The 10665-nt window shown below is 71.2% G+C and carries 8 protein-coding genes; 2 read left to right on the top strand and 6 right to left on the bottom strand.

Translation table 11 applies throughout. The annotated features are described in order from the left end of the window. Window positions 1-162 precede the first annotated feature (162 nt). Together HG543_RS46460 and HG543_RS46455 are read left to right on the top strand one after the other, a co-directional pair. On the top strand, window positions 163-1473 hold the full coding sequence (locus HG543_RS46460; RefSeq protein ID WP_169351403.1) for a M18 family aminopeptidase: 1311 nt from the start codon (window positions 163-165) through the stop codon (window positions 1471-1473). An 84-nt stretch (window positions 1474-1557) separates the two neighbouring features. Then, window positions 1558-2388, top strand: a complete 831-nt coding sequence (locus HG543_RS46455) for a hypothetical protein (RefSeq protein WP_169351402.1) — start codon at window positions 1558-1560, stop codon at window positions 2386-2388. Between the two features lie 37 nt (window positions 2389-2425). Here the strand turns inward: HG543_RS46455 and HG543_RS46450 are convergent, their stop codons facing one another. From HG543_RS46450 to HG543_RS46425, 6 genes are all read right to left on the bottom strand, one after another. Beyond that, window positions 2426-4540 carry a phosphatase PAP2 family protein gene (locus HG543_RS46450; protein ID WP_169351401.1) on the bottom strand — a complete coding sequence of 705 codons (2115 nt, stop codon included), beginning with the start codon at window positions 4538-4540 and terminating at the stop codon, window positions 2426-2428. Window positions 4541-4819: 279 nt separating this feature from the next. Next, window positions 4820-5677, bottom strand: a complete 858-nt coding sequence (locus HG543_RS46445; protein ID WP_169351400.1) for an SDR family oxidoreductase — start codon at window positions 5675-5677, stop codon at window positions 4820-4822. A 163-nt stretch (window positions 5678-5840) separates the two neighbouring features. Further along, window positions 5841-7862, bottom strand: a complete 2022-nt coding sequence (mdoH, locus tag HG543_RS46440) for a glucans biosynthesis glucosyltransferase MdoH (RefSeq protein ID WP_169351399.1) — start codon at window positions 7860-7862, stop codon at window positions 5841-5843. 38 nt (window positions 7863-7900) lie between these two features. Then, complete coding sequence (locus HG543_RS46435; RefSeq protein WP_246357788.1) at window positions 7901-8389, bottom strand: hypothetical protein; 489 nt, start codon at window positions 8387-8389, stop codon at window positions 7901-7903. After that, entirely contained in the window at window positions 8389-9936 is a 1548-nt protein-coding gene (locus HG543_RS46430) for a glucan biosynthesis protein (RefSeq protein WP_169351397.1), read from the bottom strand. Before HG543_RS46430 ends, HG543_RS46435 begins: the two co-directional genes overlap by 1 nt. Before the next feature lie 326 nt (window positions 9937-10262). Then, window positions 10263-10665, bottom strand: a 403-nt coding sequence (locus HG543_RS46425; RefSeq protein ID WP_169351396.1) for a response regulator, incomplete at its 5' end; no start/stop codon positions are given.

Genomic DNA, 10665 nt, shown 5'->3' with positions numbered 1-10665 from the left:
GCCCGGCGGTGGGTGCTGCTGGGCACCTTCCTGGACGCGGCGCCGGGGGCGCGGGCGAACACCACCATCGTTCCGGCGGGGGCCCCGGGGGCCCGCCCGCCCGCCAGGGAGGCGACATTCGGGAGTGGCGGAGGGGCCGGACGGCGTTAGCTTGGGGCGCCCATGAGCCCCATCGACACCGACGCCCTGGCCCGAGACCTTCTGGAGTACATCGACGCCTCGCCCACGCCGTACCACGCGGTGCGCGAGACGGCCCGCCGCCTCACCCAGGCGGGCTACCGCGTGCTCGACGAGCGCGAGTCCTGGACGCTGAAGCCCGGTGAGCGCGTCTTCGTCACCCGCGGGGACACCAGCATCGCCGCCTTCCAGCTCGGCACGAAGCCGGTGGACCAGGCGGGCTTCCGGCTGGTCGGCTCCCACACGGACTCGCCGAACCTGCGGCTGAAGCCCAACGCCGCGGTGACGAAGAACGGCTACCAGCAGCTCGGCGTGGAAATCTATGGCGGGGTGCTGCTGCACACGTGGACGGACCGGGATTTGTCGCTCGCCGGCCGCGTGGTGGTGATGGCGGGAGGTCGTCCCCAGTCGCACCTGGTGGACTTCCGCCGGCCGCTCCTGCGCGTGCCCAACCTGGCCATCCATCTCAACCGCGGGGTGAACTCGGACGGGCTGAAGCTCAACCCGCAGGACCACATGGTGCCGGTGCTGGGCCTGGAGAGCGCGGGCGCGGTGGACCTGCGCTCGCTGCTCCTCCAGGAGCTGGCGAAGGGTGGGGTGAAGGCGGAGGCGGGGGACATCCTCGGCTACGACCTGTGCCTCTATGATTTGCAGCCGTCCATCCGCTCGGGCGCGCATGGTGAGTTCCTCCACGCGCCGCGCCTGGACAACCTGGCGAGCTGCCACGCGGCGCTGTCCGCGCTGCTCTCCGGCAACGAGCCGCGCGAGGCCACCAGCGGTGTCATCCTGTTCGACCACGAGGAGGTCGGCAGCCGGAGCGCGCAGGGCGCGGCGTCGCCCTTCCTCCGCACGCTGCTGGAGCGCTTCACGCTGGTGCACTCGGACGGACGGCCGGACGCGTTCCACCGGGCCATTGCCCACTCGTTCCTGGTGAGCGCGGACATGGCGCACGCGGTGCACCCCAACTACGCGTCGCTGCACGAGCCGAAGCACCAGCCGCAGATGGGCGCGGGCCCGGTCATCAAGTCCAACGTCAACCAGTCGTACGCGACGGACGGCGAGAGCTGGGCGTTCTTCGCGGCCCTGTGCCGCGAGGCCGGTGTCACGCCGCAGCACTTCGTGACGCGCACGGACCTGGGGTGCGGCAGCACGATTGGGCCGATTTCCGCGGGCCAGCTCGGCATCCGCACGGTGGACATCGGCAATCCCATGCTGTCCATGCACTCCATCCGCGAGATGGCCTGCGCGTCCGACGTGGGGCAGATGGTGGCGGTGCTGCGTCGGTTGTTCGCGTAGCTCCGTGGCGTCTGGCCGGGGAGGGTGCCTTCTCCCCGGCCGTCGGTTGGGCGAAGCTGGGTGACTCTTTCTGGAGGCCCACGGATGCTGCCCCTTCCCATCGTCGTCCTGGCGCTGTTGAGCACGTCTCCAGCGCCTCCCGATTGCCCGAAGCCGCTGGAAGCGAAGGAACGAGCGGAGCTGGAGCAGAAGGCGAAGGCGGCCTTCCCCTCGGCGCGGATGCCTGGATTGCGGTGTGAGTGCTACGCCTTCAATGCCGCCTGTCCGGAGCGGCAGTGGCGGCCCGGGCCCTTCGAGACCTCCTCACTCGAGGTCAAGGCCGAGCGGGTGAAGTTCCGGATGCGCCCGCTGGTCAACGTCAACATGCATGGCAAGGCCGGGCTCCAGCTCGTCCCGTTCCGTGACGAGGCGCACGCGGCGGCCATCGCCCGGAAGATTCGGGCCGAGCCCGTCACCGCGGCGGCCTTCAAGGACGCCTCGCTCGAATGCGATGCCGGGGGCAACGAGCCCGGAAGCGTCACGTGGATCTTCTGCGCCCGCTCCCTTCCCGGCGAGGCCTTCCTCCCATTGAGCGAGCCCATTGGCGACAAGGGCTTCTCCGTCGGCTTCTTCGTCGATCTCGACACGCCAGACGTGGTGAAGCTGTCCGCATGGTCCTTCCCGGCCAACCGGGTGCCCGAGATGGCACCGGGGTGGAAGACGGCCCGAGAGACGGAGCCCGTGCAGCAGGCCGTCGCGAAGCACCCCCGGGCGCGGGTCGACTTCTACCACTGGCACAGCTTCCTGCTCATCGTTCGGCCGAGCGCCGATGCGAAGGAAGGCGCCGTCGTGAAGTTCGAGACGCCCCCGCGGTGGGACGCGACGGAGCCGGGGCCGGTCATCTCGGCGACCTCGAGTCTCGAGGCCCGGTACTGAGCGTCGCCGAGACAACCCGTGGCCCGTGCTCCCGTGACTACTGCTGCACGGTGATGCTGATGGTCAGCGGCACGCCGCCAACCCCCAGCGAGCCCCCCTCGCTGAAGGGCACCGCGGAGATGCGGTGGGTGCCCACGGGCAGGGAGATGGGCGCGTAGTCGCCGTCCGCGTCCGCCTCCAGGGAGTAGGGCGGGGTGGAGTCGACGGCCTGATTCACGCCGGTCCGGTCGATGCGCACGCTGCCCACCGACTCCGGCCACGTATTCATCCGCACGTTGAGCTGGGTGATGCCCTGGGCCGCGAGGTTGCTCAGGTCGATGACGGCGCCGTGGAAGAGCGGGTTGAAGCCGGGGACGGGCACGTCTCGCTGCGCGTCCATCAGGGTGAAGCTCGCCAGCGTGGCCACGTGGTTGGGAAGCTGTGGCTGCGTCGCGGTCACCGTGACGCTGCCCTGGAAGGTGTCCACCTTGAAGCCGGGGAAGGTGTCCTCCCGGTACAGGCGCGCCCAGTCCTGCAGGGCCCGCAGCGCGTAGAGTTCTCCCAGGCGCGAGGCCTGGTCATGGTCGCTGCGGTAGTGGACGCCTCCGAAGAGCCGGCCCACGCCGATGTTGGACGTCAGCTTGTGCAGCTCGCCGTAGAAGGTCACCGGCGCGTTGCAGGGCACCAGCGCCGTCCCGTCCGTGTTGGACGTCACGGGGTTGGTGACCTCGAAGTCCCGGTAGAAGGCCTTGAGGATGGTCACTCCGGCGCCGATGTACGTGGAGTGGCCCGAGGCATAGGCGGGGTGGATGGGGCTGCCCTCGGGGAAGGCCTGCGCGAGCAGGTAGCTGTCCGCCGTGCTCAGGCCGCGCCGGGTGTTGATGGCGAGGTTGTTGTCCCGCACGCGCGTCAGCACCGGCGAGTTGAGCAGCATGGCGGGCACGGGATAGGTGCGGACGCCCGTCTTCGTGTTGTGCACGCGCCCGCCGTACTCCTCGGGGCGCAGGCGGCGGTGGACGGCCCACTTCTGGAACCACTGCGAGCGCAGGGCGGTGTTGGTGACCAGGGTCGTCAGCGACTGCGCATCGCTGTTGCCGAAGGTGATGAACGCGTCCTGATTGCGGTAGTTGAGATAGGGATTGCCCTGATTGAAGGCCCTCGGCGAGGACTTGGGGTCCGGGTCGTAGGTGCCATCGGGGAGGAAGTCTCCCTGCCGCGCCATCAGCAGCGCCGCGCTGAGACTGGACTGGAAGGGGTAGTCCAGGTGGACGTACTCGGCCAGGTCGCGTCCGTTGCGGATGTAGCGGCGGACCGGGTCGTAGTCCTCCAGGGTGTCCGTCGGGTCCGCGGGGGGACGCCCGTTCTGGATGTCCAACCACTCGTTGTAGGCGGTGACGCGGTCATCGCCCGCGAAGCGCGTGAGGTTGCGCTGCTCGAGGAGCTGGCCTCCGGTGGGCTCCACGCCCGGGGCGGGGTTGGTGTCCGACGTAATCGCCAGGGGCCCGCTGCTGTAGGGAATGGGCTTGAGGAGGAACTGGGAGACGAAGCAGCCCTGCTGGGCGCCATTCACGTCCGCGCGGAAGACCTTGTCCGCGTTGACGGTGCCCCCGGCGCCCATGCCCCGGTACTGCGGGAGGGCGTTGAGCCGGGCGATGGCGGCGGCGACCGTGGCGTCTCCACCGTATGTGTTGAAGGGCACGTCGCGCACGAGGGACATCCAGTAGAGCTCCTCCATCTCACCAGCGGCCTCGGCGCCCTCGAAGGCGGGCGCGGGCGCCATGGTGAGGGCCCTGGGGTCGGCGCCCTCGAGCGTCAGTGCGTAGCCGGCCAGCGGGTTGACGAGCTTGCGCGTTCCGCCGAGGACGATGGCCTCGAAGTCGGCGGGGTTGCCCGTGAGGACGGCCTGCAGCAGCCGGTCGTACTGCACCGGGTCCGGCTCGCCGAACGCGTCATGCGGGAGGCCCTTGGAATAGCTGGCGAAGCGGCTCGGGTAGCGGGCCTCGTCACCGTTGTTGACGTGGGCCGGGAGGGGCTGGCTGCGCTGGAAGTCGGCGGCCTGGATGCGGACCTGCCGGGCCCGGTCCGCATGGGCGGTGTCGGAGGTCTGTGCGGATGCGGCGGAGGCAAGCAATACGACGGGGACCAGCAGACCGGGATGGGCGGGCTTGGCCATGAGGGCTCCTCGGGTGTTCGGGCGGTACCCGGGCGCGGAGGGAGGACATGGAGGCGTACGGCGGACCCGGGCGGCGAAACAGGTAGCGCAAGCCCTTGCGCGCGGAAGGGGCGTGCCAGCCCAATCACTGACAGCCAACGACGTCTCGGATTGATATCAGACGAAAGGGCAGGGGATTGAATGGCGGCGAACGGTTCGCCCACGCGCGTCAATCGCCATTCGGGTTGCTGGAGTGACTCGGATGCTCAGCGTCCCATGTCCACGGGGCTTTCTCCTTCACTACATGACGGGCACGCCGCCAGTGACGGCGATGCGCGCCCCGGAGACGTAGCTGGACTCCTCGGACGCGAGCATCACGTAGATGGGCGCCAGCTCCACGGGCTGGCCGGGACGCTTCAGGGGCGTCTCCTCGCCGAAGCTCTTCACCTGCTCGTTGGGCATGGTGGACGGGATGAGGGGCGTCCAGATGGGGCCCGGGGCCACGCTGTTGGCGCGGATGCCCTTCTCCGCCAGCAGCTGCGCCAGGCTGCCCGTGAAGTTCACGATGGCGGACTTGGTGGCGGAATACGCGAGCAGCTTCGGCTTCGGCGTGTCCGAGTTCACCGAGGCCGTGTTGATGATGGCCGACCCCGGCTTCATGTGCGGCACCGCCGCCTTGCACAGGTAGAACATCGCGGTGATGTTCGTGTCGAAGGTCTGCCTCCATTCCTCGTCGCTGATGTCATCCAGCGAGTCGCGCGTCATCTGGAAGGCGGCGTTGTTGACGAGGATGTCGAGCCGGCCGAACGACTCGATGGCGCGGGCGACGATGCTCCGGCAGTGAGCGGCGTCCCGGATGTCTCCGGGGACGAGGGCGACCCTGCGGCCGGCCTCCTCCACCAGCCGCGCGGTGTCGCGGGCGTCGTCGTCCTCGTCGAGATACGAGATGAGGACATCGGCGCCCTCGCGCGCGAAGGCGATGGCCACCGCCCGGCCGATACCGCTGTCGCCCCCGGTGATGATGGCGGCCTTGCCCTTCAGACGCCCGGTGCCCTTGTAGCTGGTCTCCCCGTGGTCCGGCTTGGGCTGCATGGCGGCGGTTCGACCGGGCACCTTCTGTGGCTGCTCGGCGAAGGGAGGCTTGGAGAATGAGGCCATCGGTGCGCTCCGTGGGGAGCGGCGGCGAGATGCCGCCCCGGCTCCTCCTTCCACCGAAGATGAGGAAGCGAAGCGGGCACGCCAGTGTCCGTCAGGCGCGACGGGCTGGAGGGACTCCCACCCAGGGGCCGCATCGCGCGCCCGTCCGGGTGCCTGCTTCGCCCTACGAGGCCACCCGGGTCAGACGCTGCTCCCGCGCCTCCGCCAGCGTGCCCGCGTCCAGCAACACGGCCACCTTCTCCGGCGCGGAGAGCGGCTCCACGGAGCCGCCCAGCAGCTTGCGTCGCGCCGAGGCCAGCGCCACCGGCACCGCCTCCAGCCCTGGCTGCGACTCCAGCAGCGCCAGGTGCAGCGCGTGCGCCTTCGCGTCCGTGAGCACGTGGTCCACCGCGTCCGCCACCGGCGCCACCGCGTGCTCCTCCGTCACGTCCTGCGCCCGTGACAGCACCCTGGGCGGCTCCGTCTCCTCGGGGATGAGGAACAGGCCGGCGCGCTCCGCCCACAGGCCCAGCGACGCGCGCGCCGTCAGCACGGAGAGGGGAATGGACAGCAGCAGTCCGGCCACCACCGGCGCCAGCCACGCCACCAGCCCGGGCGACAGCGCGAAGGTCCCCACCGCCAGCGCCACGCCCACCGCCGTGTGCACCGCATGCCGGCGCGCCGCCTCGGACCAGGGCAGGTCCGCGTCCTCGCGCTGCTGGCTCGTCCAGGACACGCGGTAGCCCAGCAGCGTCCCGAAGACGAAGTGCGACTGGAACAGCATCATCACCGGCGCCAGCAGCGTGGCCAGCACGCTCTCCAGCAGCACGCTCGCCACCAGCTTCGCCCGGCCGCCCATGCGCGCCGCGTCCTCGCCGCGCGCCAGCGCCAGGCCCAGGCCCAGGAACTTCGGCGCCAGCAGCATGCCCATGGACACGCTCATCAGCCGCAGCGCGCCCACCGTGTCGAAGCCCACGTCCACCGGCTGCGCCGCCGGGTGCATCCACGACACCCACCCGTCATGCAGCGCCGCCACCAGCCCGGCCATGAGGAACATCAGCCACAGCGGCGAGGCCACGTACGACATGACTCCCATGAGGAAGTGGCCCCGGCTGATGGGGTGCAGCCCGCCGGCCATCACCAGGCTCAGGTGCTGGAGGTTGCCCTGGCACCAGCGCCGGTCTCGCTGCGCGTACGCGAGCAGGTTCGGCGGCGGCTGCTCGAAGCTGCCGCCCAGCTCCGGCACCAGCCACACCGTGAAGCCCGCGCGCCGCATCAACGCCGCCTCCACGAAGTCGTGGCTGAGGATGTGCCCGCCGAAGGGCTGCTGCCCCGGCAGCACCGGCAGCCCGCAGTGCTCGATGAAGGCCGACGTGCGGATGATGGCGTTGTGGCCCCAGTAGTTGGACTCGCCCAGCTGCCACGCCGCCGCGCCCGCCGCCACCACCGGCCCGTACACCCGTCCGGCGAACTGCTGCAGCCGCGCGAACAGCGTGCTGCGCCCCACGCACAGGGGCGGCGCCTGGATGATGCCCGTGCGGGGGTTCAGCTCCATCAGCCGCGCCATCTTCACCAGCGTGCGGCCGTCCATCAGGCTGTCCGCGTCCAGCACCACCGTGAAGTCGTAGTGCCGGCCCCAGCGCTCGCAGAAGTCCTGGAGGTTGCCCGCCTTCTTGCCCGTGTTGTCCGTGCGGCGCCGGTAGAAGATGCGCCCCTGGCCGCCCACGCGACGGCACAGCTCCGCCCACGCCAGCTCCTCCGCCACCCACGCCTCCGGACGGGTGGAGTCGCTCAGCACGTAGAAGTCGAACGCGTCCAGATGCCCCGTGGCCGCCACCGACTCATACGTGGCCTGCACGTTGGCGAAGACGGCCGCCGGGTCCTCGTTGTGGATGGGCATCACCACCGAGGTGCGCGACGACAGCTTCGCGGACTCCTCCTCCGCCGTGGGCCACCGCAGCCCGGGCAGGCGCCCCCCCGCGGCGAGCTGGAGGAAGCCGGCCACCGCGGTCCAGAAGGACAGCGCAATCCACCCGAAGCACAGGGAGAACAGCGCCACCAGCACCAGCTCCGGCGCGGTGGTGCCCCGGACGCTCAGGAGGCGGTGCATCTCCCACGTCCCCAGCACGGTGGACGCGGCGGCCAGGCCGAGGACGCACGCGCGCCTCCGGCCGGCGCTCTCGGGGGAGAACGAATGGGCGTGCATGGGGCAGGGGCTCCGGAAGGGAAGAGGGCCGTGCTTCTTCAGGGCGAGGTGGACACGTCCGCCCGCGCCGCGCCGAACCAGCGGCGGAGCAGGTCGCCGAAGGGCCACAGCACCAGCTGCTGCTCCGGCATCGTCGTGGGCACCTGCGCCGGCGCCGGCACGGGCACCGCCGCGCGCAGCTTCCGCGCGAAGTTGTCCGGCACCGAGCCGCGCATCAGCAGGCCGGCCCCCAGCCGCGCGCCGTCGCACAGCACGAAGGCCGCGCGGCCCCGGGCGAGCACCGAGCCTCCGGCCTCACGGCCCAGCACGCCGGCCAGCCACGTCTCCATCCTCGCGCGGGCCAGGGCCACGGCCGCCTGGGGCCGCTCACCCTGCTCGCACGCGCCCGCCAGCACCCAGAAGGCCAGCGCGGCCAGGTCCTCGTCCGAGGTGAAGCCGAAGCCCTGGAAGAAGGTGTCGAGCGCCGCGCGGGTCTCCGGGCGGACCCACACGGACTCCAGCGTGGAGGGGCGGGAGGTCTGCATCATCACGGTGTCCACAGGTAGCTCCAGGTCTCGGTGAGGGTCTCGGAACCGCGCTTGAGGTACGCGCGCAATTCGGTGGGCTGCTGGCCGTCCGGCACCAGCTCGAAGGTGGCGCGCCAGCCGCCGGAGGGCTCGTGGCGCCGCACGGTGGTGCGCAGCACCTGGCCCTTCGACGCGGTGATGACGGCCTCCACCGGGCCGTCCCCCGCGGTGGCGGGGCGCGAGAAGTCGAGCACGAAGCGCCGCGCTCCCGCCGCGCTGCCCGCGGCCTCGCGCGTGGCGGTGACGGAGGCGCCCGACGCCGGCCACGGCGCCTGGGAGCCCCAGTGCAGGCGGTACGCCACGCGCATGGGCGTGCCCGGCTTCAGCGGCGCGTCCGGCACCCAGAAGGCGACGATGTTGTCGTGAATCTCCTCGGGCGTCGGAATCTCCACCAGCCGCACCGCGCCCGTGCCCCAGTCGCCCACCGGCTCCACCCACGCGCTGGGGCGCAGCTCGTAGCGGGCCTCCAGGTCCTCGTAGCTGGTGAAGGCGGTGTCGCGCTGCAGGAGGCCGAAGGCGCGCGGGGCCTTCGCGCGGAAGCTGGAGACGCTCAGGTGCCGCGGGTTCTTCAGCGGGCGCCACAGCTGCTCGCCGTCGCCATTCCAGACGAAGAGGCCGTCCGAGTCGTGCACCTCGGGGCGGAAGTCGTCGTACGCGCCCCGGTCGTTCTCCCCGAAGAGGTACATGCTCGTCAGCGGCGCCACGCCGAGCTGCTCCACGGCCTTGCGCGCGAACAGCGTCGCCTCCACCTCCATCACCGTGTTCGCGCCGGGGATGACGGTGAAGCGGTACGCGCCGGAGACGCTCGGGCTGTCCAAGAGCGCGTGCACCACCACGCGGTCCGCGCCGGGGGCCGGACGCTCCAGCCACAGCTCGCGGAAGGAGGGGAACTCCTCCGGGCGCGGCAGCGCGGTGTCGATGGCGAGGCCGCGCGCGGACAGGCCGTACACGTTGCCCTTGCCCAGGGCGCGGAAATAGCTGGCGCCGAGGAAGGACAGCACCTCGTCGAAGTGGTCCGGCCGGTTGAGCGGGTGGGTGAGGCGCAGGCCCGCGAAGCCGTCCGCCTTCTCCAGCGGCGGCGCCGGCACCAGCGAGCCGTAGGTGTACAGGTCCGGCGAGAAGCGCACCGGCTCCGCCCGGCCGCCGGCCACCACGTGGATGACCACCGGCTCGGGGTAGAGGAAGCCCGGGTGGAAGAACTGCGCCTGGAAGGGCAGGCCATCCGCGCGCCAGAAGGCCTTGTCGTTGCGGTAGCGGATGTCCCGGTACGCGTCGTAGGACATCCGCGCGTAGGCCTCGGGAAGCGTGCGCTTCGGCGCCTCGTAGGGGCGCGCCGCCAGGGCCCGGGCCCGCTCCACCACCGTGGCGGCGGTGAAGGCCCGCCCGGAGGACGCGCCGGCCTTGCTGGGAGTGGACTCACGCGCGCTGGCGGCCCCGCCCGCGGCCACCACCGCCGCGCACAGCCACCCCGCGCCCGTGCTCCATGCTTTGCGCCGCAACGACTTCACGTCCAGGTGCCTCCGACAAATCCAGAATGTCGAACGGCCCCCCAGGCCCTTTCGGACCACGCCCGACCACAGGCCGCCCCACACTCGCGGAGCGGCGCGTCAGGGCATGAGCAACCCGCGTACCAGCGCGTCAGGTGGGGATCAGCCCGTGCGGAATCCCTCGGAATTCCGGGCACCTGCGTGTGCCCGCCCGTTGAGACTCCAAGCGACTCCGGGATTGGAGAGTTACCGGCCCACGGTTCCCGGCCGCGGGGGCGCGGCGGTTGGGGAGAAGAGGGACAGCCCCGGGGTGTGGCTGTCCAAAACTTCCACAGGTGGACACTCCACTAGGGGTGCGCGAGCCGCTCCTGCACGAGTGAAAGCAATTCGCGGCCGGCGAAGGGCTTCTCCAGGTGGGGGCTGGGGACGGACTCGAGGAAGGCGCGGGCCTGCTGGGTGACGGCGCCGCCGGTGAGGAACACCACGCGCTGGGCCTGCTCCGGGTAGCGCTCCTTCAGGACGCCGTAGAACTCCATGCCGCTCATGCCCGGCATCATCAGGTCGCAGAAGACGACGTCGAAGCGCTCGCCGGCGATGATGCGGTCCAGCGCCTCCTGGGCGCGCGTGGACATCGTCACCTCGTGGTGGGGCCGCAGCGTGCGGGCCAGGGCCGTGCACACCAGCGGCTCGTCGTCCACCACCAGCAGCCGGCCCCGCTTCTCCGCCGGAGCGGGGGGAGGGGGTGGAGGC

It is taken from the genome of Pyxidicoccus fallax (assembly GCF_012933655.1).
Classification (GTDB): domain Bacteria; phylum Myxococcota; class Myxococcia; order Myxococcales; family Myxococcaceae; genus Myxococcus; species Myxococcus fallax.
The sequence above is the reverse complement of the archived record's forward strand: the minus strand, read 5'-3'. Positions and strand labels throughout refer to the sequence as shown.